The organism is Leptospira kobayashii, from assembly GCF_003114835.2.
Classification (GTDB): domain Bacteria; phylum Spirochaetota; class Leptospiria; order Leptospirales; family Leptospiraceae; genus Leptospira_A; species Leptospira_A kobayashii.
Genome location: NZ_AP025028.1, coordinates 385441 through 410699 on the forward strand (window position 1 = coordinate 385441; position 25259 = coordinate 410699).

The window sequence follows — 25259 nt, forward strand, 5'->3', positions numbered from 1 at the left end:
GCGGAAATCTTTTGTTTTAAATGACCATGGAATTCTGGTTAAGGTTTTTCAACTTACTTCTTATAAATCTCTTTTGATAATCCAAAAAATTAGACATATACATCGATACTAAAATTAATATGTGCTATATTGTGAAGTCAGAATTGAAATCAGACTGCTGCCAATTCTCAAGGGTGAGTGATATCATTAGGTGTTAACGATCGTAATTTTGAGCCAGATGTTGTATAGAAATTTATTACTGCTGGACGCAGCTCAATCTTCCCGCGTTTGAGCAATTTATATTGCCACCATTGAGCACAGTAGAGTCTACGGCGTTATCAACGCCATATTTTCCAGTCGAAACAGTGTTGTTCCAATCTGTTCCACAACCACCGGATGTTGTCCAATCTGCATTAAGTCCTGTCCAAGTGAGATCTCCTGTTGCACCAATCGAATTTGTGAAAGTTCCAAATACAAAAATACCATTCGGATTTGTCGACATGACGGTCAAACCACTCGGGCGTACATACAACTGGTTTGGAAGGAACACCCAATCGATTTGGCCATCACCTAGATTTGCTGATATAGAGGCTCGTCGAATTAGTCACGTAGCTATCATTGCCTTATAGGTGCCTGTGTTTACTGGTTTTCCCGCATCCGCATTACACAGAGAATCTGCTCCTGCAACTCCACCTAAAGAGCCTCCTACGAGGGTATTTACACTAGTTGAAAAAATAATCCGTCTATAGTCTCTATTTGCAAATGTTTGTGATGTGGCATTTAAAGAATTCGAGCTAACATCTTGGCTTTGACTCGGACCCAAATTGATAACAAGATTAACAAAAGTTCCAAGAGCAGCAAGGTCATCGAGGCCTGTGAGCGTAACTGTTTGAGGAATGTTCCAATTGGAGGTAGTAAAGGACAAGCTATTGGGTGCTATTGCCACTTGGCCAGAGATAGAGGCAGACAAAGGTATGATTACAGTCTCCTTCGGAGCTTTAAGAAGGCTCACTGTAAATGAATCCGTTCCAGAATTTTTAGTCGTAAAACCTTTGTTGAGCGGAGACACCTGAATGCCTTGTGCAGTATTTTCCTGGCTGCTTGTGGCGCGGTTGGCTGACCCAATAACACAGAGAGGCGTCATATCACCTGTGATACTTTTCACCAGCATCGTATTACGGTAAGAAGTTGAAAGTGGGTCGCAATCATTTTCAAGTCCAATATGCGAACAATAAATTTCAAAGAAAGAGAAAATTAAAAATACAATAATCTGAATCAACTTCGCTTCATAGTTCATAATGATTGCTAGCGCATTCACTATCAGATTTTTGTTTAATTGATATTTTTTCATACAAGTTTATAACAAAAAAATATGATTGTCCATTTCGGAACTTAGTAAGGGTTTTTTCAAAACCAAACCCCAAAAATCAACAGGGATACCGAATCCTCACGGCGCTACGACTTCCATGTCCTTACTTTCGAGGAGAACGATCTACGCTTGAATGAAAAAAATCAATCTAAAAATAGCTTATCCGAAATCACTTCAGGCGGATCGCTTGGAGTCGTTTTGTATTAATCCTTACCGCAAGGCTTTAAAGAATACGTGGATGATTGACATGTTTTTGAAACAAAAGTTCATATAATCTTTCCGCAAGTTAATAGTTTTTCAACCACAGTTAGTTTCCAAATTGGGATCTTCCCGAATTTGGATTCGAATCTTGCCGTATAACTCGAGATAAATGGATCTTTTTAATTTTGCAAGAGCGATTTATATTCTGATTCATTAGTGAGCGCAGGTGAGTAGGATGGCCTCTCCAAAAAGGAGGTTTTGGTACGTAGCTTAATTTCCAAAAAAATGAGTCTTCTCCTTACGCGAGAGGGATAGAAAGGGCGCGCTAGCGGTCGCGTAGCGACCAAAGCCCTGGATAGCCCGACCCCAACAGGGGGCTCGCCACCCCTTCCACACAAAAAAAGGAAACTTTCGTTTCCCTTTTTTAAAATCACTGAGGCCTAGCCTAATAAATATTAGGCTTCATCATAGGTCGTTAATTCGATTAGCGGATACCCGGTTTGATGTATTTGAGTTCGTCCAAATAACGTCCTGTTCCCAGAACCACGCAAGTAAGTGGGTTTTCTGCACGGAACACAGGAACTCCTGTTTCTTTGGTGAGGTAATGCTCAAGTCCGCGAAGAAGGCAACCGCCACCTGTGAGAACGATTCCTCGTTCTACGATATCGGCGGCAAGTTCGGGAGGAGTGCGTTCCAATACGGATTTGATTCCGTCTAGGATTTCGTCGGTAGGTTCTTTGAGTGCTTTTCTGATTTCGTTGGAATCCAGTTCGAGTGTGCGAGGGAGACCGGAGATCGCGTCTCTACCTTTTACTTCCATTGTATCCACCCGTTTGTCCGCGAATGCATTTCCGATGGTGGGCACCTCGCAATCATAAGTTTACGATTGAATTTTCTGTGTAAGCGACCGGGCTTTCCGTTCCAATCTTTTCGCGTAAGCGAAAAGGATTTCCACTGCAATCCCTGGTGCGGGAAAATAGAAATATATGAACTCTAAAATGGGTTCAGATAATTCAGTTTTATTGATTAGCTGTAAGAAAAGCTTTTCTCGCATGTAATAACGCATTCGCTTTCCTGTTTCAGAAAAGCGATTAGGAATACCAAGCGAGCAGAATCCCGTGGATTTTACTTCTTCAGGTTAAAATGACTATTTTGTAGGCATTGATTTAGGTTTATTTAAAAATCGGATTCTATGTAATATATATATTACATAAAACACTGATGATAAAGCTTACCAATACTACTATCAAGCGACTGAATGAATTCTTTCGAAAAGAAGGAGATCAAATATTCTCTTATAAGGAATTGGATTCTGTCATTGAAGAACACAGAGAAAGACTTAAAATTAATAGCACTATCTCTTTTAAGAAATTGGTTCAGCAATTATTAGAGAACGATATACTTAAAGAAGCGGAATTTAATTTTCCAACAAGAAAAGAAAGAAGATACTCACCCATTGAGCACAATATCTACGTCTGGACTCATTCGCTCTACAATAAGGCTTATTTTTCTCATTACTCAGCTTTGTTTTTGAACCAATTAACGGAGTAAATTCCTAAAACAATATATATCAATAGAGAGCAAAACAATGAATCTTTTTCGACTCAGAGTCTGAGTCAGGAAGCTATCAACCGTGCTTTTGCGAATCACCAAAGGAATTCAAATACTCGAGCAGAATTGAATGGCTATGAGGTAGTTTTAATAAATGGTAAAAAAACAAATAATTTAGGAACAATACAGGAATTTTACGAAGGCAATTTAATCACATTCACAGACAAAGAAAGGACTTTGATCGATATCATCGTTCGACCAGATTATTCAGGAGGTATACATGAAATCATCAAAGCGTTTCAAATGGCTAGCGATGAAATTTCTATCAATAAGTTAAATGCATATTATATGAATTTAAAATATATTTACCCATACCACCAAGCACTTGGCTTTTTACTTGAGATGACGGGTAAATTTTCTGAAAATAAACTGAAGACATTCCGAGAACATGGTATAAAATTTGACTTCTATCTTGGTTATAAATTAAAAGATCCTTCGTATAATACTAAGTGGAAGTTGTTCTATCCAAAAGAGGTTGAATCATATCTCGAACGTAATTAAAATAAAAATCAAACTCTTGTAATTCTGCCTTGATTAAGACAGAATCTCTTAAACTATTATAATCAGAAAGATGGAACGCTCTGTCTACCTCTAGGTCACCTAAAAGAGATAAAGGCACTTCTTTAATTGCAAATACTTGTTTTAAAATTTGAAAATTTTCATCATCAATATGAACATTATATTTGGAACTTAATTTATAAATATCATAGAAATCTCTGGGCCTGGGCCGGCGGGTATGTGATTCGATTATGTCCGAATACTTTGTATTTTGTTGGCAGATCGCTCTTAATTTTTCAATAATGATCAAGTTGATCGGATAAACATAAATTTTCAGTCCATCCAATTCTTTTTTCTCTTTTCCTTCCCGTGTATTCAAACTTACTAATATCAATGGTTAGCTTGGTGCTATGGTTTGGTTTAATACTTTCTGTATTCCTTCTCAGTTGGTCTTGATTTTGTATATTCTTCGATTTTTCTAAACTTATGATTTTAAATTCAATAAAATAGCCACCCCAGAAGTGTCTTGAGTTTGGTTTCACCGATTCGGTTTTGTAGCCATTGAAAAATCAAGGATCGTATATCCAATGGATTGGAATTCATTTTTGATATTTTTTTCTAACGTGATTTTTAACTTTTTCAATTCTTCGGGAGTAAAGTCTTTAGAAATCGAAAGATCAATATGATAGGAAGACCTGTTTCCTTCGAGATAAAAATACTCTATGGCAGTCCCTTTACGATTCCGCTGTCCTTGGCGTTGTGCTTTCATCCTCAAATTTGTCCACCGACGCCTTTAAACTTTTCAACAAACGCTGAAATTTTTTGAAAAACATTTTGTTTTATTTTTAGGTAATCTGGGTTCAGGGGACTCATCTTAGGTAGAATTGCATTTAACTCGGTACCACTGTCGCTTGCGTATTCCCTTTTTAATGAAGTAAGAATGTATCGTTTAGCAGCGTCCTCATTTAATTTTTCAGTAATAATTAAGTCATCTGCTTCCCGTTTTTGTTCTATCTGAGCAAAGGCGAAAAAAGCTTCAATGATACTAGCTTTATCACCTATTTTTTCGAGGTCAGTTTGGTTGATAAAATCAACTAACAAACTTTCTTTTGCACGGTTCCCTATACTTGCACGAATCACCCGACGTACATCTTCGATGAGTGTTACTTTGTTTTTTACCTTTTTTTTATTTTCAAAAATCAATTCTAGAATATAATCCAGGTTAATCTCTTGTGACTTAAGAAGGTCAACTTCAAATACTACATCATCCCAATCAATAGAAGATTTTTCTTTTTCTGAACTTGATTTTTCACGACGGAGCCAATCGCGAATATCATTATATGTGGAACGATAATCCTGAATTTTTCGTTCAGCAGGAATCTCGATTGTTTGCAATTTTGTGATATCTTCATCGTTTAAATAATGTTTTGCTTTAAAAGCTTCGACTACTTCTGGATTTTCGAGCTCGATTGTTTGCAATGCCTTTAGGCTTGCGAATTCATCGTAGTTTTGTAGAATATGTTCTACTCGTAGATATTCACCAAATAGTTTTACGAAAGCCTTCTTGTCGGATTCTTTTTCAATTGCATCAGGATTAGGAAATTGCTTCTGCAAGTCAGCTACTACATCTTTATAACCGCGTCTAGCTTCACCAGTTACCAAATCTGTAAAGCCTTCCATATATTCTTTATAGCTTTTCTCCAAAACCACATTTTTAGTATTTTTATCACCAAATAATGTAATGGCAGCTTTCGTTGCTTCCTCTAAATCTCGAAAGGTAACAATATTACCGAATGTTTTGGTAGCATCAAAGATTCGATTGGTTCGTGAATACGCTTGTAGTAAGCCGTGGTAACGCAAATTCTTATCAACAAATAAAGTATTTAGTGCTGGTGCATCAAAGCCTGTCAGAAACATCCCCACGACAATGAGTAGATCTATTTCCTGACTGATAACACGTTTTGCAAGATCACGATAATAGTTTTGGAATCCATTACTATCTAATCCAAAATTAGTTTTGAACAATTGATTATAGTCATCGATTACTGATGTTAAGAATTCTTTCGAACTCTGGTTCATCGCAGAAACTTCAAAACTTTCATCCGAAATTTCCCCCACTGCAATTTGTTCTTCATTGGCAGCAAAAGAAAAGATTGTAGCAACTTTTAGGGGTTTATCATTGTTATTTTGTAATTGTTTAAAGGTTTCATAGTAGGCTTTTGCAGCATCAATACTACTCACAGCAAACATGGCATTAAATCCTTTAGAGCTAGCTAACAAACGATGTGTTTTTTGACGAAAATGGTTTAGTATATACTTCGATATTTCTTGTATGCGATCAGGGTGTAATAAGGCCTGTCTGTTTTCGGCTGTTGATAGCTTTTGAGCATCTTGTTCGCCTTCAATTGCTTTAAACTGGGGGCGCACATCGTTATAGTCTACTTTGAATTTCAATACTTTTTCATCACGAATGGCATCAGTGATCACGTAGGAATGTAGCTCAGTACCAAATACGCTAGCTGTTGTTTCAGCGCCCATTGCGTTTTGTGGAAAAATAGGTGTTCCAGTAAAACCAAACTGATAATATTTTTTAAACTTTTTCTTTAAATTTTTCTGTGCTTCGCCAAACTGCGAGCGGTGGCATTCATCAAAAATAAAAACCACTTGTTTCTCGTAAATTGATAAGTCGGATTCACTCTTCATCAAGTGATTCAACTTTTGGATAGTCGTAACAATGATTTTATTGTCAGCTTTCTCGAGGTTAAGTTTTAATCCCGCTGTGCTATCGGAGCCATTGACACTATCTGGAGCAAATCGTTGATACTCCTTCATTGTTTGGTAATCCAAATCTTTTCGATCTACCACAAAAAACACCTTATCGATGGATGGAAGCTCAGTAGCTAAACGTGCTGCTTTAAAACTAGTGAGAGTTTTTCCTGATCCTGTTGTGTGCCAGATAAAACCACCACCTTCAGGTGTACTCCAGTCTTTGGCTGTGCGTGAACTCTTAATCTTCCACAAAATGCGCTCTGTGGCCGCAATCTGGTAAGGACGCATTACAAGTAAAGTATCACTTGCATCAAACACCGAATAGTTGAGAAGCACATTCAGTAGAGTGTTTTTTTGGAAAAAAGTGGCAGTGAAATCTTTTAAGTCTTTGATGAGGCTGTTGTCGGCTTTTGCCCAATTCATTGTAAAATCAAAACTGTTTTTGTTTCGTTTTGTGGTATTGGCAAAATAACGGCTGTCCGTACCATTTGATATGACAAACAATTGTAAGTATTTGTATAATGAATGTTCGCTGTTAAAACTTTCTTTGCTGTAGCGGTGTACCTGATTGAAAGCTTCCCGAATGGCAACTCCCCGTTTTTTCAATTCGATTTGAACTAAAGGCAATCCATTTACTAGAATCGTAACATCATAGCGGTTTGCATTGGAACCAGTTTGTTCAAATTGTTTGATTACCTGCAACTGATTGCGTGTGATATTTTTTTTATCTAATAGATAGATGTTTTGAATATGGCCATCATCAAATACAAAGTCATAGATAAAATCAACATGCACTTTACGTGCTTTATCCACATTACTATCATTTGGTTTATCCAAATATTCCTCGACGAAGCGTGTCCACTCAACGTTTGAGAACTGCATTTTATTGAGTGCCTGCAACTGTTCGCGCACATTGATCAACATCTTCTCCGGTGTGTTCATTCCAGGTAGGAATTGATAACCTTGGTTTTGCAAATCTTGAATGAGTTCACGCTCGAGATCGGCTTCGCTTTGATAGCTTTCCTGCGTTTGCCATTCCCTTATATATTTATCTAAAATGATAAAATTTTTTGATTCTGCTATTGGTTTTGTAAAATCAATCATTTTGCGTTTCCTCTTGCCAATAACGAGAGTTTTCTATCAAATGTTTAAGTAAAAACACAACCATTTGCTTTTCTGGCTCAGTAGGTTCTTTAACTTCTTCATTCGATAATTTTCTATGACTATTGAAATGTATTATTCGATTATAATAGGATTCTTTTTCATTAGGTAATAGATCTTTCCATTGCGGGTAACCTAAAAACATGGCAGTTTTTTCGTAAAGATTTCGAAGTAACATAAAATGATACTTCTGAATCGCCCTTTGATTAATAGCTTCTTCAAGAGTCTTTTTTAAATACAAATGATATGAAAAACTTTTATTTGAATCACCATCTTTTTTAACTAGAGAAAAATTACCATCTTCCAGCTGTTCTAGCATATAACTAGATTTCGTGCTAAGTTCACTGTAGAGCACATTGAAGAATAAAGGGGAGTGTGTGGTTATTAAAAATTTCAAATTTTGATTACTTGATTTTATTAGCTCAGCTACATTGACACCCAGCTCTATCAAATGATTTTCATCTAACGAGCTTACAGGATCATCGATAAAAACATATTTCAAATTGGTGAAATCACCAGATTCTATTCCACTTGCTTCATTTTCTTTTAACACACCGATAATTTGCTCAAGCATTGTATAAAATATGCTCCAAACAAAATTACTTTCTTCTCCTTTGGAAATTTTGATGTTTCCCGAACCTTCGTCATCACCACGTTGTATCGAAAAAGTCACTTCGGAAAAAGCTTTTACGGTAATCGGTTGATTATCTTTGTCATGGATCGTATATTCTTCATTAAACTTTGGTGTTAACTTGTTATTGGTAAAGCGCTGGAAATTTGTAATGATATTCTGATCCTGTCCTTGTTCAATCAGGATCCAGTCCGTAAATGAATTGGGCTGAATCTTTAATTTCGGCACAGAATCTAATTCCAAATCGTTGTCCCAGTAAAACAAATCCTCAGTGAATGCACTGTAATAGAGAATCTTTTCTCTTGCTAACCACGGTTCCGTGCTGTCACTTTCATCTTCCTCAGTCTCTGTTTTCGGCGCGATGAATTGCTTAAACTCTCTTGATAAACGTGTCTTTCCTACGCCATTAAATGCATAAATCAACTGTACCTTCTTGTTGGAATCAATTAACTGCTGCGCAATTTCAGCAAGAGTATGACCCATGTTAAGCTACCCCCTCTGGCTTAGGAAAATGGAACAGCATATCTCGATAATACTCGTATTGTTTTTGGCGGAGTTCAATTTCTCGGGGCAATCCTTCCGTGATGGAATTGGTAAGGACATCGAATTTGTCGAGGATGGCGACAATACGGGCTTGAACGTCGAGTGGTGGAAACGGCAAACGCATACTTTCAAAGGTTCCCATATTGATATTATCTTGAGCACTGCCAGTGCTTTGCGATTGCAGCTGAGTTTTAAATGAAGACAAAAGATATTCAACGTAACTTGAACTTGTTTTTTCTGGATTGGCAACAAACCCGATCACGCTGTCTGGGAAGCATGAATCAAAACCAAGAATCGTCGTTTCTGCAATATTGGCTGCAATAGTTATGCATAGCGTTCCTTTGGGCCATAATTTACTTTGTTGCAATCCAAAATCACTATAAGTTTGCGTGTAATCTGTAATGATATGCGATGCATTTCTGATATCACCTGTTTGGATGAATGGAATATTTCCACCATATAACTTCGAATCGTTTCTTGGGCGATGCTTTGATTTTCCACGACTAAACTCAAGAGCAACCTCCCCGAGCGGCTTCCATTCCACTTCCCCCTCTTCAAAACTCAATAGCTGATCTCGATAGTATTGATACTGCTTTTTCCGAAGCGTAAGCTCGGTAGTAAGCTCGGTAGTAAGCTCGGTAGTAAGCTCGGTAAAGGCGTCCAAAATGCGGACAATTTCCGATTGGATCTGTAATGATTTTTCTGGGTTGTCGGGACAAGGGATGGGGATGGGAAACTTATCTGTATCTGGAGTTGCAATTTGAGGCATTTGCATTTTTTTTCCAAGATTCTGAAAATATGATTCATGTATTTTTAAGAAGTAATATACATATTTAATATCAATTTTGTTGTTTTGGGAATGATATGACCACATTTCATTTTTATGAGAAAAAGGTTTATCATAATATTCAAATTCAATAAAACCTCGAGATTTAACAATTATTGAAGGCTTGCTATTTACATCTTTTTCGGGGATATCTTCATAATCTACGTATGCAACTGTTCTTCCTCCGGCAAAAATTTTTAATGGTGCACCATCTTTGTGTAAAACTTTCATCTCGCCAGCTGTAATATTTGTTCCTTTCGTCCGAACAAGTACATCGCCCAAAGGTTTCCATTCAACCGAAGCACCATCAAGTAATTTTTCTATAAAATGCAACTGACTCATATTAGGTTTCCTTCCTTTCGATGGCTCTCATCGCTTTGTCAAAATCAGAAACTATTTTCTGCGTTTTGTTAAAGGCGTCATATTCCGTAGTTGCTTTGTTATCTGCTTGTTGTTTGGAGATTTTTCCTTTATCAGATAAGATTTCATATTTTCGGAATGCCAAAAACTCATTGATACTATTGGCAAAATCTTCCATCGAGAAAGTGTTTTCTCGTTCAATCAAATCCTCTATATAATCAAAGTAACCAGAAACTGTGCGCTCTAGCCGTTTGATATCTGTTTCAGAGAGGTAGTTTTTTGCTGTAGTTACATCGGATTTAAGAATGCGTCCAGCAGGCGCGTTCTTCCAAGTCGTGAGACCCATATGTTCCGCGTTTCGATCCACTTTGTGAAAGACAATTTCGGCAGCGGTTTGGCCTGCAATGGCAAAATGAAATTTATTTTGGACCATAGCATAGAAGTCTTTCGTAATTTGTGCATTAGGTGTGTAGTCGAAAGAACATTCGGCAAAAATATCAGTCACCTGTTGCCAAATACGCCTTTCGCTGGCTCGAATGGAACGAACACGATCGAGGAGTTCGCGGAAATAATCCTTACCAAAAGCATTGGAACCTTGTTTGAGACGTTCATCGTCCAAAACAAAACCTTTTTGGATGAATTCCTTTAGAGTTTTTGTCGCCCAAATTCGAAATTGGGTTGCCTTTGTAGAATTAACACGATAGCCAACGGAGATGATGGCATCGAGATTGTAAAAGTTTGTCTCCTTTGTTTGAGTTTTTCCCTTAATGGCACCGTGTTCCGTGGTTGTTTCCATTTTGGAAATAACCACTCTCTCTTCAAGCTCTCCCTCTTCGAAGATATTTTTTAGATGTTTATTGATGGCAGGTATTTGCACACCAAACAAGTCTGCCATAGCTTTTTGCGTAAGCCAGATGGTTTCATCATGCACCACCACATTGACCTTGACATCATCCTTCGGTGTGTTGTAGATCAGGAATTGGAGTTCTTTACTCATCCTTCAATTTCCGCTACAATCACATCAATTTCCGCACGAAGCTGGTCATTTTTTGCAACAGTGGTTTTAATCTCTGCATTGAGTTTAGTGATATCTATCACTTCTCGATTGTCTTTGGTTTCGACATAGTTACTGACTGAAAGATTATAATCATTTTCAGCGATCTTTTCATTTTGAACAGACTTTGCAAAATGCGGAAGATCAGCTTTGTTATCAAACACCTGCATCATTTGTTCGATATGTTCTTCTGTAAGGATGTTATTATTGGTTTCTTTTTTAAACAATCCACTTGCATCGATAAACTGGGTGGTAGTATCGTTTTTATGTTTCGAAAGAACAAGAATGTTTACTGCAATGGTAGTACCATAAAACAAGTTCGGTGCAAGCGAAATCACAGTCTCAATAAAGTTGTGATCCACCAGGTATTGGCGTATTTTCTGTTCAGCACCACCACGGTAAAAAATACCAGGAAAACAAACAATGGCCGCACGGCCTTTACTCGACAAATAACTAAGTGCATGGAGAACAAAAGCAAAGTCTGCCTTTGATTTTGGTGCAAGAACCCCGGCAGGAGCAAATCGTTCGTCGTTGATGAGAGTAGGGTCATCACTACCAATCCAATTAATCGAATAGGGTGGGTTGGAGACGATGGCATCAAATGGTTTTTCTTTTCCAAAATGAGGATCTGTCAAAGTATTCCCTAGTTGGATATTAAACTTATCATAATTGATGTTGTGTAAAAACATGTTCATCCGTGCTAAGTTATACGTTGTATGGTTGATTTCCTGACCAAAAAAACCTTCTTCAATGATATGTTCATCAAAATGTTTTTTTGCCTGTAGCAGAAGAGAACCAGAGCCGCAAGCAGGATCATAAATTTTATTCACACTTGTTTGTTTGTGCATCGCAAGTCGTGCGATCAATTTGGATACATGTTGGGGAGTAAAGAACTCACCCCCAGATTTACCCGCATTGGCTGCATAGTTTGAAATGAGAAACTCATACGCATCACCAAATAGATCAATTTGACTGCCGTGAAAATCTCCAAAGTCTAATCCTGCTACGCCTCTTAGAACAGCAGATAGGCGACTATTTTTATCTTTGACTGTGTTTCCAAGACGGTTACTCGTCGTATCAAAATCGGCAAATAAACCTTTGATGTCGTCTTCAGAAGGATAACCAATGGCCGAAGCTTCAATCGCTTTAAAGATCGCTGCGAGTTCAGTATTTAGGTTTTCGTTTTTATCAGCCTCTGCAACGATATTGGCAAAGAGTTGGCTTGGATAAATAAAGTAACCTTTTGTTTTGATCGCATCTTCTTTGATGGCAGGAGTAATGTTTTTATCTGTCAATTTTGCATATTGAATGCTTTCGTCATCACCTTCCATATGACTGGTGAAGTTCTCGCTGATAAAACGGTAAAATAAGGCACCCAGGACATACTGTTTAAAATCCCAGCCATCCACGGCACCTCTGACTTCATTGGCGATTTTCCAGATTTGGCTTTGTAGTGCGGCGCGTTGTTGAGCACTTGTCATTTGGTGTTAATATTTTATAATCAATCGTATTTTGAGAATTCAATTTTAAAAAATATTGAAAATCGAGATTTCAATCATATAAGCTTACGATAAACCTAGGACAAAACAAAACCTAACGAGGATTCGATTCCAGAAAAAGGGAAATTTATTTTTAAAAAGTAAATTGGTTCATTTGCGATTTTGAAAGAGGATAATACCCCCCGCCCCGGATAGAAGCGGAAATCCTTTGCCTAAGCAAAGATTGGAGCGGATAGCCGGAAATGTGCGCCCAAAAAAAAAGGGAACACCCGTTCCCTTCCTCTTGCCAATCCATGTAACCGAAGGTTATCTGATACCCGGCTTGATGTATTTGAGTTCGTCCAAATAACGCCCTGTTCCGAGAACCACGCAAGTGAGCGGGTTTTCGGCCCGGAACACCGGAACTCCTGTTTCTTTGGTGAGGTAGTGTTCTAGCCCGCGAAGTAGGCAACCACCACCTGTAAGAACGATTCCTCTTTCTACGATGTCGGCGGCAAGTTCGGGAGGAGTTCTTTCCAATACGGATTTGATTCCGTCTAGGATTTCGTCGGTAGGTTCTTTGAGTGCTTTTCTGATTTCGTTGGAATCCAGTTCGAGTGTGCGAGGGAGTCCGGAGATCGCGTCTCTACCTTTTACTTCCATTGTATCCACCCGTTTGTCCGCGAATGCATTTCCGATGGTAAGTTTGATATCTTCCGCAGTTCTTTCCCCCACAACCAGGTTGTATTGGTTACGAAGATATTTTACGATAGCTTCATCAAATTCGTCCCCTCCTGTACGGATGGACTCGGCAATCACCATACCACCGAGGGAGATCACAGCGATTTCTGTGGTACCTCCTCCGATATCTACGATCATGTTTCCTGCCGGCTCATGGATCGGGATGTTGGCACCGATGGCAGCTGCCAAAGCTTCTTCGATGAGAAAGATCTCACGCGCTCCCGCTTGCTCTGCGGATTCCCGAACGGCACGTCTTTCCACTTCCGTAATTCCGGAAGGAACTCCAATGACGATGCGGGGTTTTACAAATGTAGTGCGATTGTGTACTTTTGCGATGAAATAGCGGATCATCTTTTCCACGGTTTCAAAGTCGGCAATCACCCCGTCTTTCATCGGGCGAATGGCAACGATGTCTCCCGGAGTTCTACCAAGCATTCGTTTTGCTTCCTGGCCTACCGCAAGGACTCTTCCGGTGGAAGCTTGGACTGCTACTACGGATGGTTCGGAGAGAACAATACCTTGCCCTTTCACGTGAACGAGTGTGTTTGCTGTGCCTAGATCGATACCCATGTCGTTCGAAAATAGTCCGTAGAGGTTGTCAAAAATCATATGATGTCCTGATATAAGTATGAAACGGTAGGATCACGAAGATGGTAAGTCGAAAAACCATCAGAAAAGCTTAAAACTACCTGTTCCCATTAATTTTCGGTAGGATTTTGCTTTCAACCGTAAAAATTTTTCATAGGATTGATACTAGAAAAATGCTACCATTCAGCCAACTTTTAAAGAAGAGAAGTGGGGCGAGTTCTCATGAAAAGATACTCGCGGCCATCGATCTGGGAACCAATTCCTTTCATATAGTCATCGTTCGCATCCGTGTCGATGGAACCCTCGAACCTATCACCAAAGAAAAAGAGTCCGTCCGATTGGGAAGCGGTAGCGGGGATTATGCGGTGATCCAGGAAGATGCGATAGAACGCGGGCTATCCTGCTTAAAACGATTTAAAACATTGGCAGATTCTTACCAAGCGGAGATCAGGGCTGTCGCCACAAGTGCGTTACGCGAAGCCGAGAATAGAGACATATTTCTTGATCGGGCGGAAAAAGAAGTCGGCTTAAAAATCGATGTGGTTTCGGGAAATGAAGAGGCAAGACTCATTTATTTGGGGATATTGCAAGGTCTTCCCGTTTACGATAAACGAATTTTAATGATCGATATCGGGGGAGGGAGTACCGAGCTACTTGTGGGAGAGAAAGGAGAGATTCTTTTTTCTACGAGTTTAAAACTCGGTGCGATCCGGCTGACGGAAAAGTTTTTGAAAAAAGATCCTTTGGGAGTTGTGGATTTGCAAAAATGCAGAATTCACATCGAATCCGTACTTTCCGCGTTTTTACCTCAGATCGAACAATGGAAACCGTTTCAAGTTGTAGGATCTTCCGGTAGTATAACTTCCGTTACATCTATGATTCTGGAAGGAAGGGGAGAAAAGGTGGACCGCTTGAACGGTTTTGAATTCACTTATGATCAATTCAAAGAAGTTCGCAAATCCGTTCTGGAAGCGGATAGCGTGAAAAAACGCCTGAAAATCCCGGGACTTGATTCCAAGCGGGCGGATATCATCGTGGGCGGGATTTTGGTGTTGGACGAAGTATTGCACCGTGTGAAAGCTCCTTCGGTGATTGTTTCCGATTTTGCACTCAGAGACGGAATTGTCTACGATACGATTGAAAGTTGGTATCGTCATGAAAACACGAATCTTCCTGCTTTGGATAATATCAGGGACAAGGCGCTTCGAACGGTCTCCAATTTGTATCCTCAAGGAAAAAAACATGCCGAGCAAGTTGCCAAACTCACCTTGCAGTTGTTTGATGATTTGAAGGATTTACACGGATTGGGGGCGCAGGAAAGAGAATATCTGGAAGCGGCTTGCCATCTTCACCAGGTAGGACTTTGTATTTCCCATCATTCCTATCACAAACATAGTTATTATATCATCAAAAACTCGGAAGCGATGGTCGGGTTTTCCAATTCGGAAATCGAAATCATCGCACTTGTTTCACGGTATCATAGAAAGGGAGGACCGAAAGGGAAACATGAGGAGTTTAAATCCCTTCGTTTCGAGGATCAAACTTTGGTAAGAAAACTTTCTTCCCTGCTTAGGATCGGAGACGGATTGGACAGGTCGGAGAAATGTTTGATCGATCAGGTGAAAACAGTTCGTCAAGGTTCCAAGGTCATCTTGGAAATGATTCATTCGAAAGAAAACGATCCGCATTTGGAAGTTTGGTCCGTAGAAGAAAAAAAAGATCTGTTTGAAGAGACGTTCGGTTTGAAGCTGGAGTTCCAAGCTAAGTCTTCCTGAAGATTGGCTGTGGAGTTTCTCTCCTAAGCAAAAGGTGATCCGAATGAAATACTTAGTCTATCTGACTTCCTTTTTGGCTTTTTCCCCTGTCTTCGCTTTACCCATCGACTTGAGCAAAAATTGGCAAGTCACTACCGGATGGGTTTTGGAAGTTTTGCCTAGTTCTCCTCATTGGATTCAATTGGACGCTTTGCCTTTGAGTGATGTTATTCCCAAATTGAATTTTAAATCAGATAATATTCATTATGTGACTGTGCATAAGAGTTTTATCATAACAAACAAGGATATGGAAGAAACCGCAAAAGATGCATTCAGCCTGCATATCCCTTATATTTCCAATGTGTACCAAATATATATCAACGGTGATTTGGTGAGCCAGGGAGGGCAGATCGAAGAAGGTCGGATTCTAAAAAGCGGATACAGAAGGCATGTCATCGTTGGAATGGATCGTTACCGGTTGAATCTCGGGTGGAACGAGATTCGGATTTTGATCGCTTCCGCCCCGGGAGAAGAACTTAACATTTACCGCTTGTTTAATGATATTCCTGCAAAGATTGATTTTGCTTCCGAAAACCGAAAAATACACGAAGAGTATTTTACTTATATGCTTCTCTTTTTGTATTTTTTCGTGGGTGTGTATCACGGATTGTTTTATATTAAAAGAAAAAAAGAAACATATAATCTGTATTATGCGCTATTTTCGATCTTTTTATCCGTCTACATGGTATTCCGTTCCCAGGCGATTTATGTTTTGGAGCTGGAGCCTTATCTTCAATCCCGCATGGAATATTTCGTAGTCTTTTTTATTCCTGCTTGGTTGCTCCTTTTTACGGAACAGTTTTTTCGGGGATACCTCGGCCGGATTTCTCTTTTTTATCTGGTTTTTGCAGGAGTTTTGGCCCTGGTTCAGCTTTTTGTTACGAGGCCAGTCTCTGTTCAGATTTTACTGATTTGGCAGATTTCCGTTCTTATTTTTTCCTTATATACGGTTTATCTGATTGTTAGGGGAGTATTTGTTAAAAACAAGGACGCAAAACGAATGTTATTTGGATTTGTCGTCATGTTTGTTGCAGGGTGTTGGGATGTTTTGGGAAGTATGGGAGTTCTTCCCATTCAGAACTTGGGACTGCTTCGATTCGGTTTTTTATTTTTTGTTTTGGGAATCGCCGTTGTACTTGCAAATCGTTTTCTTCGCGTTCACAAGGAAGTGGAAAAACTCAACGCCACCTTGGAGAAAAAAGTGGAAGAGAGAACAAATGATCTTCAAAGAACACTTACCACCGTACAGGAGTTAAAGGTACAACAAGATGGGGATTATTTTCTTACGTCTCTTTTGCTCGAACCTCTTTCTGCAAATCATTCGAATTCGAGTTTGGTTCAAATCGAATCTTTTACTAAACAAAAAAAAGAATTCGAGTTTAGAAATAAAAAAAGGGAAATCGGCGGCGACATCATCATTAGCGATGTAATCCTGTTAAATGGAAAAAGATACACCGTGTTTGTCAACGGAGATGCTATGGGTAAATCCATGCAAGGGGCAGGTGGTGCACTTGTGCTCGGAGTTGTATTTTTATCTTTTATCAAACGAACCCAGTCAAAAAAAGAGTACAAAGAAAAGTCTCCTGAACGCTGGCTGAAAGAATGCTTTTTGGAATTACAATCTATCTTCGAATCCTTTGACGGTTCGATGCTTATCTCCGTAGTCATGGGTCTTGTGGAAGAAGAAACGGGATTACTTTATTATATCAATGCGGAACATCCTTGGACAGTTCTTTATCGGGACGGCGTGGCGGGTTTTATCGAAGACGAATTGGAATTGCGCAAAATCGGAACCAAAGGGATGGAAGGTGACATTCGGATTCGCATTTTTCCATTGCAAGCGGAGGATGTATTGTTTGTAGGCTCGGATGGAAGGGACGATTTGATTTTGCCGCAAGGAAATGCGGAAAATCGCCTAATCAATGAAGACGAAACTCAGTTTTTACGCAGGGTGGAAGAGTCCGAGGGAAAATTGAAGGATTTGGTAGAAAGGCTTAAATCGTTCGGAGAACTTTCTGATGATTTAACTCTTGTTCGTCTGGAATGGAAGGGTGAGCCGAAAACACTTCAAAATAAAGATGATCTTCGGGAATCCGCACGGATGGCACTTCAAACCAGAGACTATGAATCGGCCGTAGAAACATTGGAAAAGATGCTTCCTTATTTGCCCACGGACGATGAGATTCTGCTCCAGTTGAGTTATGCCTATCGCAAACTGAAACATTTCAAAAAAGCAATCGATTTGGGAGAACGGTTGAGATCGAGAGATCCGAAACATTTTAGAAATCTGGTGCATTTGATCGAATGTTACAGGCTCGTTCGTAATGAAGAAAAAGCGGATAAGTTGTTATTAAAGTTAGGCGCTATTGATTCGGAACATCCTCAATATTTGAAATTGAAATCCGTTTCGGAAGGCAAACCAAGGTAGGGGGAGGAGGGGAGTTTTTAGTATACTATCCCCGCCCTATTGAGACTGGGTGGGGATAACCACCCGCCACCCAATGCGTTCCTTTTATCACATCGCCTACTTTTTGTAAAGCGGTTCCCTTTTTTTGGGAAATTTTCTTCGGATAAGTTCGCCTTTTTGCCTGATTACTTCTTTGCCAGCTCGTTTGCAAGTTCAACTAACAAGCGTACTCCGTATCCCGTTGGGCCGCTGGTTTGAGTTCCAGAAGCTTTTTTTCTCCAGGCTGCGCCTGCGATATCAATATGAGCCCAATCGATTCCTTCGGAGACAAACTTGGACAAAAAGACTCCTGCTGAAATCGTCCCGCCGCCTTTCCCTCCACCCGTAATATTTTTCAAATCGGCGATATCGGATTTCAAATCCTCACCATATTCTTCCCAAAGGGGAAGTTCCCAAACCCGATCATCTGACGCATCGGAAGCTTTGTGCAAAGCTTCCCGGAGCGGAGCGGAATTTGTCATAATCCCCGCAGCTTCATGACCTAACGCGATGATTACGGCACCTGTAAGAGTGGCGAGGTCCACCATATAGTCCGGTTTGTAAGTTTTGGAAACATAAGAAAGAACGTCACCAAGAACAAGTCTGCCTTCCGCATCCGTGTTTTGCACTTCCACAGTAGTTCCGTTATAAGCAGTGTAAACGTCGCCCGGTTTGATCGCCTTTCCATCCGGCATATTTTCCGCGACTCCGATTGCTGCGATTACATGGATGGGAGCTTTTAGTGCGGCAATGGCACCTATTGCGTGTATGGCGGCGGCGGCACCGCACATATCGTATTTCATTTCATGCATTTCTCCGGGAGGTTTCAAAGAGATTCCACCGGTGTCGAAAGTTAATCCTTTCCCGACTATCGCAAATTTCTTTTTGGCTTTTGCAGGTTTGTATTCTATAATCACCATTTTTCCGTTCAGTTCGGATCCCCGACTAACAGCAAGAATTCCTCCGAAACCTTCTTTTTTCAATTGAGGATCATCCCAAACTTTGACGGTGAGTTTGCCTTCTTTGGCAATTTCTTTCGAGCGGGATACAAAGTCGTCCGGGGTAAAATAATTGGCGGGTAAATGTGCAATATGTCTTGCGCCATTGATGTGTTTGGCGACAATTTTGCTTTTTTCCAAACCTTTTTCGGCTTCTTTCTCCGATTTTTTATCTTCGAATACTAGCGCGATGGAACCGGGAGTCGTTTTTTCTTTTTTCTTGGTTTGCAAAACACTCACAGGATAAGATCCGATGGAAAGCGAGTTTGCGATTTGATAAGCGATTCTTTCCGCAGAAAAAAGTTTTGTGAGTTCTTTTTGGATATGAATTTCCAAACCGACACCGTTCCATTTCAGAACTTTTTCTCCGTATTTGATAAATAGACCAGCTAACTTGCGAAAGATGAGTTTTTCTTTTTCTCCGAGACCGATGTAAAGGATTTGTTCGGATTCATCTTTTAACTCCTGCCCGAAATCACCCGAAAAAACTTTCGCATTCACCTGGTTTGGAAATTTTTTGCCTAGTTTTTCTTTTACTTCGTCTTGAAAAACAAGTTCGACTTTATAATGAGTATTGCCTTTGAGATTGCCTACTTGAAAGCTGAGAGGAGAGGTTTCTATTTTCATTCTTTTTATAATTCCTGAATATCTTTGATGATTTCTTCTACGTGACCTTTGACCCTTACCTTGTCATAGATTTTTTTGATTTTGAGAGAGGAATCCAGGATAAAAGTCGTTCGAACAATTCCCAAACCTTTGCGTCCCATAAATACCTTTTCCCGCCAAACGCCGTACTTTTCACAGATTTCACCAGTCTCATCCGAGATCAGATCGAAGTTTAAACTTTCCTTCTCTATGAATTTTGTATGAGATTTGGTGGTGTCTTTTGAAATTCCCACAACATTGAATCCTAATTTTTTGATCCTTGCGAAGTTATCCCTAAAATCACAAGCTTCCGTTGTACAACCCGGCGTCATATCGCGCGGATAAAAATAGATTACGACTCCGTTTTTGCCTACTAAATCAGCAAGTTTTACCGATTCGTCATTTGCATTTTTTGCTGTAAAAGCAGGTGCCTTTTTACCTACGATGAGTTCTGCCATTGGATCCCCTTTTTATTTATCACTTAGACAAAATTCTGTTGTAAAATCAAGATTTTCTAGCGATAACATAAACATGGAAGCTAAGGAAAGAGTACAGCTGATTCGAGAAGGAAATCAGGCATTTAATGCGGGCGATATCCGAAAGGCACGCGAGATCTTTCTCAAAACCGGTTACCAGGACGGCCTTGTTCGTTTGGGCGATCATTTTATGTACGACAAAAGACTTCCTATGCTTGCATTCGGTTATTATAAAAAGGCGGGGCGCAAGGACAAGGTGGATGAGATATTCCAACGAATGGTGATGGCATTGTCCGAGTGGCTGGGCAAAGACAAGTTCAAGTCTTCCGAGGTTTCTACTGCTTCCGATCAAGCTGCAAACCGGGAAGAATCCGTAAAAGAACTGAATCCCGACGATTTCAAAGTGCATCCGATCTTAAAAGCAAAAGCTTTGGAAATTTTGAACGGGAGGAAATAAATTAGCCACTAAATGATCGATTCTTTCACCTTACAGACATTTATCGTTTCCGCTCTTATTCTATTTTCGATCATTTCCAGCAAACTCTTCTTTCGATTCGGATTTCCGATCCTTTTGATTTTTTTAGTCTTTGGTATGTTAGCTGGCTCTGACGGACCGGGTGGACTTGATTTTTCGGATTATAAATTAGCCCAATCCATCGGTACTTTTTCACTCATTTATATCCTATTTTTGGGTGGTTTGGAAAGCGATTGGGAAGCAGTCAGAAATTCACTTTCCGTCAGCTTAAAACTTTCCATACTGGGCACTCTTCTCACTGCTTTGATTTTGGGATTACTCATCCATCTTCTTTTTCCCGTGTTGGGATTATTGGAATCTCTATTACTCGGTTCCATTGTAAGTGCAACGGATGCGGCATCCGTATTCAATATTTTCAAAACAGGTAGCTCCGATCTTGAAGAACGTTTGAAAAAAATCATAGAATTCGAATCCGGATCCAATGATGCGCTCGGTGTATTATTAACGACTATATTTATCAACCTGATCACTACGGATAGTTCCAGTTTTTCCGGTTGGTATTTTGCCCGGTTTTTCTTTCTGCAAATATTTGTGGGAGTCCTGATGGGATACAGTTTCGGGCTTGTGATCGTGTATCTGATGAACACCGTAAAACTCGGATATGACGGTCTTTATCTGGTATTTATCACTGCTTGCGTACCTTTTGTTTATTCTGTCACGACTATCTTTATGGGCAACGGATTCCTTGCGGTCTATATTGCAGGGATGCTTATCGGAGGATTCAAATTCATTCATAAAAAATCCATATTTCGTTTTTTAAACGGATATGTTTGGATTTTACAGATCGGAATGTTTTTATGTTTCGGGCTTCTTGTTTTTCCTAGCCGCCTAGCACAAATTTGGTTGCCAGGACTTAGTATCGCTTTGTTGCTGATCTTTTTTGCAAGACCCGCCGCGGTATTCATTTCTTTGATCGGCGAAAGAATGCCCACCAGAGAAAAATTGTTTATCTCTTGGGTCGGGCTTCGGGGAGCATCGCCCATCATTATGGCAACCTTTCCGATTGCTGCGGGGATTGCCGGCGGAGACTTATTATTTCACGTTGTATTCTTTGTTGTACTCATTTCATTACTAGTCCAAGGTTCCACAGTACAGAAGGTGGCCAGACTTTTGGGAATTTTAAAACAAGATTCGGAAAGCCTCTATCGTCCCCGTGATTTTGATAATATCGAATTTCCGGGAATGAGTCTGCAGGAAATGATCGTTCCTTACAATTCCAAGATCGTAGACAAAGCCTTGTTTGAAATCAAACTTCCTGCCGAGTCTCATATACTTCTTATCGCCCGGGGGGAACAGTTCCTGATTCCTTCGGGAAATACGCAAGTGAAGGGCGGTGACGTGGTTTGGGTGCTTGCCAAGGATGAAGTCATCTCCTATATCGGAAATGTTTTCCGAACAGGAGATATGACTCCGATGTATCCGAATTAAAAGTTAATATCTTTAGCTACGCCTAATTGCAGTGTAGTGGACTCGATTCTTTGTTTCCCGGAGTATAAAATCATTTCGTAAATGGTTTTGTTGATAGCGTCACCTTGCACGGAGAAGGTGGGACGGGAAGATAGAGAAAGCAAAGCCAGAACATTCGATCCTATCGGATTGGAGATTTCCGTTACGATCGAATCCTTTTCCGTAGCGATGAAAAATCGAAATGAGTCGGTTATCTTTAAGTTAAAGCCGAGTAAGAACCTGTTTCCACTGACTTTATAATTTCCTTGGGAATGATCTAATCTTGTCATGGAAACCGCAGAACTATTGGACAATAGAAATCCTTGCGCATTTCCATCCACTTGGTATTTTCCGTTGGATTGAATCAGGAAATTGCTGAATAACAGCGAGTCAAAATAAACGGTAAGAGTAGGTGTGATATCATATTCCAAACCCAAACCTAAATACCCGAGTGCGGCATTGCTTTTATAAGTTTCGGTTCCGTTGAGTAAACCCAAATTAGTATCGGTAAAGTAGTAAGTATCCACTTTGTTCTTCAGGTTTTGGGTTAAAGATCGGTGTACGAATTTGGGAATTATACGAAGCCCTTCGTAAGCATTGATCACCGTTCCGAATGTGAGTTCCAATTGGTTGTATCCGCCGGAATACTTTCCTGTTTGCAATTCTCCCGTTCCGTACCTTGCCATCGGGAAACCGCCGTTAAGCATGCTATAGCTTGCACCGAAGAGCAGATGGGAGAATGTTGTATTTTTCAAAGGTGCGTAATAATCCGCACCCACCTTACCACCGTAAGCTTTGTTTTTGTCCTTCCAATTGTCTTCCAAAACTCTATTGTAAAAAAGTTGAAAACCTTGATTTCTGTTTTCCCAATCTGAATTGTAAAATCCGGAAAGCAATGCAAGTTTAAGACGGAGGGCACTGCCTTCTACTTTACCGGCCTGAGCCAGCAAAGGCGTAAAATGTAGAATCGGTAATAATAGAAATAGGAATTTTATTTTTTTCATATCTGTCTCCTTCATCGAGTGTGGAACTCTTTTTGTATCGTAATTTTTTTGTTTAACCTAAAGCCGTAATAAACGGGAATTGCGCTGAGCGTAATCACTAATCCCCATAATGCGTTCACAGGTTTTTCCTTAAATAAAACAATCATAACTGCAATGTTTGCAACTACATAGATGATGATCGGAATCGGATAAAAAGGAATTTTATATTCGGATTTGAATCCCATTTTTTCAAACCGGAATGGAGTCAGCGCCGTCAAACAAGACAATACCAATATGGAACAAGTGATCATATAAAGTAGTGCTTCTATTTCTTTGACTAATAAAAATAGGATAGCTACCAAACATTGAAAAAAAATGGAAACATAAGGACTGTGGTATTTTTTATGAACTTTCGCAAAGCTCGGTAAAAACGCACGATCTCTTGCCATTGCAAAGTAAACTCTGCTACCTCCGATGATGATCGCAGAGAGTGATCCTAGAATAACCCAGGAAATAAAACCGGTTGTGAGAATGGATAAATGGCTGCCGAGTAACCTTTGAAAGGCGATCGCTCCGATCCCATCTTGTCCTGACAAAACATCGCTAGGCGCGGATACTAGGAACAAAGTATTCAGGGAAATATACAAGCCGGTTACAAGTAAACAGGCGGTCGTTGCGGAGTGAACCAAATTCTTTTCGGGGGATTTTACCTCTTCGGCTATATAGGTGATCATGTTCCAACCGAGATAGGAAAAAGATACTGGCACGATTCCGATCAAAAGTTTGGATAAAAACGAAAAAGATTGAAAATCGGGAAAAGGTGCGTTTAACAGATAACCCCAGTTTGCATTCCCCAGAGAAAAACCGAATATCAAAAACAGAACCAAGCCTATGATTTTAACTACTGCAAAAAAGTTTTGAACCCGAACTGCCGATTTGATTCCGAAAAAATTAAGTATGCTGAAAAATACGATTGGCACAACGCCGATGAAAGTCGAAGTACCGATTTGAAAATCCACACCCAAGAATTTATAGGTGGGAGAATTCCAAATCGGGATATCGGGGAACAAAATGCAGATATATTTTCCGAAGGCGAGAGCCAATACGGAAATGCAGGCGGAAAAATTAGTAAGTAGGGAAGACCATCCGCTTACAAATGCCAAAAGAGGGGAATAAGCCACTTTTAAATATACATAGTCCCCTCCCGCAAAAGGAAGCAAACGTGCAGCATAAGCATAGGTGATCGAACCACATAACGCGAGTAAACCGCCTAAGGCCCAACAGATTAATACGATCCAGGGATTTCCCGTTTCCTGTAAAAGAAAACCGGATGTAAAGAAGATTCCCGACCCCACCATCGAAGAAAAAAGTAAAGAGATGGAGTCAAAAAGATTGAGAGAACGTTTTAGCTCCAGGCTTATCCGCCTAGCAGGCGTTTTACAACAGTTTCAGAAAGAGGTTTTTGCGCATAAGGAGATACATCCCCCATTTTCCCTTTGAATTCTTCCGGGCTATGCATCATGCCGAGAGAGAAAATATTTTCTCCTTCTACTTCTTTCTTTTTCAATTCTTCCACCAAAGCACGAATTCCGGATCCGGTTGCCGCTAGCGCATCTTTCTTGGAAAATTTTCCTTCTGCGTTTGCAAGTTCCGGAAACAAGGGTTCGTTTTCAAAAAGAATGTGAATCAGGTCTTCCTGTTTGGTGTTATTATCTTCCAGGAAACTCATACGAGATTGTTCCTTGGACAATTGTCTTTGTAATTCCGTCAGTTTTGATTGGATGTTGTGGTACTGGACGGGAAGGCTGACAGCAAAATCCGATTTTGTTTCGGAAGTTTTCGCACTTGCGTTTGCTCCCGAAGAATTTGAGTCTTTTACTTCCTTTTTGTCCTGAACAAATCGTTCTGCAGAATTGAGAAGCCGGTTGAGACGAACATCCATGTCCTTACCTTCCTTGATAATCGGGTTATGTCCCCATTTCATGGAGAAAGAAACCCTGAAACTACCAATCTAATTGTCGGCAGCTACGTACAAGAAAAAGATATATTTTTTTGAAAAAATGTAAAGTATTATTAAAGTTGACTGGTTGTTTTGTGCGGCTTTTTT

The 25259-nt window shown here is 39.9% G+C and carries 19 protein-coding genes and 2 pseudogenes; 6 read left to right on the forward strand and 15 right to left on the reverse strand.

What is annotated here, in order from left to right:
• Window positions 1-235: 235 nt before the first annotated feature.
• Window positions 236-1330, reverse strand: a pseudogene (locus DI077_RS01830) (DUF1554 domain-containing protein).
• 703 nt (window positions 1331-2033) lie between these two features.
• Window positions 2034-2408: pseudogene (locus DI077_RS01835) on the reverse strand (rod shape-determining protein); the annotation flags it as partial.
• A 362-nt stretch (window positions 2409-2770) separates the two neighbouring features.
• Here DI077_RS01835 and DI077_RS01840 point away from each other — a divergent pair.
• Window positions 2771-3100: a hypothetical protein gene (locus tag DI077_RS01840; RefSeq protein ID WP_109022032.1), complete on the forward strand. Its 330-nt coding sequence runs from the start codon at window positions 2771-2773 to the stop codon at window positions 3098-3100.
• A gap of 126 nt (window positions 3101-3226) precedes the next feature.
• Window positions 3227-3661 (forward strand): hypothetical protein, encoded by a 435-nt coding sequence (locus DI077_RS01845; RefSeq protein WP_109022033.1) that lies wholly within the window; start codon window positions 3227-3229, stop codon window positions 3659-3661.
• Here DI077_RS01845 and DI077_RS01850 read toward each other — a convergent pair.
• The 8 genes from DI077_RS01850 to DI077_RS01890 form a co-directional block, all read right to left on the reverse strand.
• On the reverse strand, window positions 3606-4052 hold the full coding sequence (locus DI077_RS01850) for a nucleotidyl transferase AbiEii/AbiGii toxin family protein (protein ID WP_109022034.1): 447 nt from the start codon (window positions 4050-4052) through the stop codon (window positions 3606-3608). The two genes, DI077_RS01845 and DI077_RS01850, sit on opposite strands and share 56 nt — an antisense overlap.
• A gap of 144 nt (window positions 4053-4196) precedes the next feature.
• A complete protein-coding gene (locus DI077_RS01855) occupies window positions 4197-4427 on the reverse strand; it encodes a hypothetical protein (RefSeq protein ID WP_109022035.1) in 231 nt (76 codons plus the stop codon).
• Between the two features lie 2 nt (window positions 4428-4429).
• Window positions 4430-7531, reverse strand: coding sequence for a type I restriction endonuclease subunit R (locus DI077_RS01860; RefSeq protein ID WP_109022036.1), 3102 nt, complete (start codon window positions 7529-7531; stop codon window positions 4430-4432).
• Window positions 7524-8702: an anticodon nuclease gene (locus tag DI077_RS01865; protein WP_109022037.1), complete on the reverse strand. Its 1179-nt coding sequence runs from the start codon at window positions 8700-8702 to the stop codon at window positions 7524-7526. The genes DI077_RS01860 and DI077_RS01865 overlap by 8 nt, the downstream gene beginning before the upstream one ends.
• A gap of 1 nt (window position 8703) precedes the next feature.
• A complete protein-coding gene (locus tag DI077_RS19840) occupies window positions 8704-9930 on the reverse strand; it encodes a restriction endonuclease subunit S (protein WP_109022038.1) in 1227 nt (408 codons plus the stop codon).
• Window position 9931: 1 nt separating this feature from the next.
• Complete coding sequence (locus DI077_RS01880; RefSeq protein ID WP_109022039.1) at window positions 9932-10945, reverse strand: virulence RhuM family protein; 1014 nt, start codon at window positions 10943-10945, stop codon at window positions 9932-9934.
• Complete coding sequence (locus DI077_RS01885) at window positions 10942-12483, reverse strand: type I restriction-modification system subunit M (protein WP_109022040.1); 1542 nt, start codon at window positions 12481-12483, stop codon at window positions 10942-10944. Before DI077_RS01885 ends, DI077_RS01880 begins: the two co-directional genes overlap by 4 nt.
• A gap of 324 nt (window positions 12484-12807) precedes the next feature.
• Window positions 12808-13830: a rod shape-determining protein gene (locus tag DI077_RS01890; protein WP_002972591.1), complete on the reverse strand. Its 1023-nt coding sequence runs from the start codon at window positions 13828-13830 to the stop codon at window positions 12808-12810.
• 152 nt (window positions 13831-13982) lie between these two features.
• Here DI077_RS01890 and DI077_RS01895 point away from each other — a divergent pair, with 152 nt between their 5' ends.
• Entirely contained in the window at window positions 13983-15584 is a 1602-nt protein-coding gene (locus tag DI077_RS01895) for a Ppx/GppA phosphatase family protein (protein WP_109022041.1), read from the forward strand.
• A 43-nt stretch (window positions 15585-15627) separates the two neighbouring features.
• Window positions 15628-18051 carry a SpoIIE family protein phosphatase gene (locus DI077_RS01900; protein ID WP_109022042.1) on the forward strand — a complete coding sequence of 808 codons (2424 nt, stop codon included), beginning with the start codon at window positions 15628-15630 and terminating at the stop codon, window positions 18049-18051.
• A 164-nt stretch (window positions 18052-18215) separates the two neighbouring features.
• Here DI077_RS01900 and DI077_RS01905 read toward each other — a convergent pair whose 3' ends face one another.
• A complete protein-coding gene (locus DI077_RS01905) occupies window positions 18216-19694 on the reverse strand; it encodes a leucyl aminopeptidase (RefSeq protein WP_109022043.1) in 1479 nt (492 codons plus the stop codon).
• Window positions 19695-19699: 5 nt separating this feature from the next.
• On the reverse strand, window positions 19700-20170 hold the full coding sequence (bcp, locus tag DI077_RS01910) for a thioredoxin-dependent thiol peroxidase (protein WP_109022044.1): 471 nt from the start codon (window positions 20168-20170) through the stop codon (window positions 19700-19702).
• A 73-nt stretch (window positions 20171-20243) separates the two neighbouring features.
• Here bcp and DI077_RS01915 point away from each other — a divergent pair, with 73 nt between their 5' ends.
• Together DI077_RS01915 and DI077_RS01920 are read left to right on the forward strand one after the other, a co-directional pair.
• Window positions 20244-20645, forward strand: a complete 402-nt coding sequence (locus tag DI077_RS01915; RefSeq protein WP_109022213.1) for a hypothetical protein — start codon at window positions 20244-20246, stop codon at window positions 20643-20645.
• Window positions 20646-20657: 12 nt separating this feature from the next.
• On the forward strand, window positions 20658-22151 hold the full coding sequence (locus DI077_RS01920) for a potassium/proton antiporter (protein ID WP_109022045.1): 1494 nt from the start codon (window positions 20658-20660) through the stop codon (window positions 22149-22151).
• On the opposite strand, the gene DI077_RS01925 is transcribed toward DI077_RS01920, so the two are convergent.
• Genes DI077_RS01925 through DI077_RS01935 form a run of 3 tightly spaced genes read right to left on the reverse strand, consistent with a single transcriptional unit; the run spans window position 22148 to window position 25136 of the window.
• Complete coding sequence (locus DI077_RS01925; protein WP_135354931.1) at window positions 22148-23173, reverse strand: hypothetical protein; 1026 nt, start codon at window positions 23171-23173, stop codon at window positions 22148-22150. The two genes, DI077_RS01920 and DI077_RS01925, sit on opposite strands and share 4 nt — an antisense overlap.
• Before the next feature lie 11 nt (window positions 23174-23184).
• Window positions 23185-24573: an APC family permease gene (locus DI077_RS01930; protein ID WP_423241780.1), complete on the reverse strand. Its 1389-nt coding sequence runs from the start codon at window positions 24571-24573 to the stop codon at window positions 23185-23187.
• On the reverse strand, window positions 24570-25136 hold the full coding sequence (locus DI077_RS01935) for an LIC10415 family protein (protein ID WP_242935309.1): 567 nt from the start codon (window positions 25134-25136) through the stop codon (window positions 24570-24572). The genes DI077_RS01930 and DI077_RS01935 overlap by 4 nt, the downstream gene beginning before the upstream one ends.
• Window positions 25137-25259: the final 123 nt, after the last annotated feature.

Excerpts from the sequence above, each read along its gene's own strand:
- DI077_RS01840 (WP_109022032.1), top strand. The coding sequence starts at position 2,771 with ATGATAAAGCTTACCAATACTACTATCAAGCGACTGAATGAATTCTTT.
- DI077_RS01855 (WP_109022035.1), bottom strand. The coding sequence starts at position 4,427 with ATGAAAGCACAACGCCAAGGACAGCGGAATCGTAAAGGGACTGCCATA.
- DI077_RS01860 (WP_109022036.1), bottom strand. The coding sequence starts at position 7,531 with ATGATTGATTTTACAAAACCAATAGCAGAATCAAAAAATTTTATCATT.
- DI077_RS01865 (WP_109022037.1), bottom strand. The coding sequence starts at position 8,702 with ATGGGTCATACTCTTGCTGAAATTGCGCAGCAGTTAATTGATTCCAAC.
- DI077_RS19840 (WP_109022038.1), bottom strand. The coding sequence starts at position 9,930 with ATGAGTCAGTTGCATTTTATAGAAAAATTACTTGATGGTGCTTCGGTT.
- DI077_RS01880 (WP_109022039.1), bottom strand. The coding sequence starts at position 10,945 with ATGAGTAAAGAACTCCAATTCCTGATCTACAACACACCGAAGGATGAT.
- DI077_RS01885 (WP_109022040.1), bottom strand. The coding sequence starts at position 12,483 with ATGACAAGTGCTCAACAACGCGCCGCACTACAAAGCCAAATCTGGAAA.
- DI077_RS01890 (WP_002972591.1), bottom strand. The coding sequence starts at position 13,830 with ATGATTTTTGACAACCTCTACGGACTATTTTCGAACGACATGGGTATC.
- DI077_RS01895 (WP_109022041.1), top strand. The coding sequence starts at position 13,983 with ATGCTACCATTCAGCCAACTTTTAAAGAAGAGAAGTGGGGCGAGTTCT.
- DI077_RS01900 (WP_109022042.1), top strand. The coding sequence starts at position 15,628 with ATGAAATACTTAGTCTATCTGACTTCCTTTTTGGCTTTTTCCCCTGTC.
- DI077_RS01905 (WP_109022043.1), bottom strand. The coding sequence starts at position 19,694 with ATGAAAATAGAAACCTCTCCTCTCAGCTTTCAAGTAGGCAATCTCAAA.
- bcp (WP_109022044.1), bottom strand. The coding sequence starts at position 20,170 with ATGGCAGAACTCATCGTAGGTAAAAAGGCACCTGCTTTTACAGCAAAA.
- DI077_RS01915 (WP_109022213.1), top strand. The coding sequence starts at position 20,244 with ATGGAAGCTAAGGAAAGAGTACAGCTGATTCGAGAAGGAAATCAGGCA.
- DI077_RS01920 (WP_109022045.1), top strand. The coding sequence starts at position 20,658 with ATGATCGATTCTTTCACCTTACAGACATTTATCGTTTCCGCTCTTATT.
- DI077_RS01925 (WP_135354931.1), bottom strand. The coding sequence starts at position 23,173 with ATGAAAAAAATAAAATTCCTATTTCTATTATTACCGATTCTACATTTT.
- DI077_RS01935 (WP_242935309.1), bottom strand. The coding sequence starts at position 25,136 with ATGAAATGGGGACATAACCCGATTATCAAGGAAGGTAAGGACATGGAT.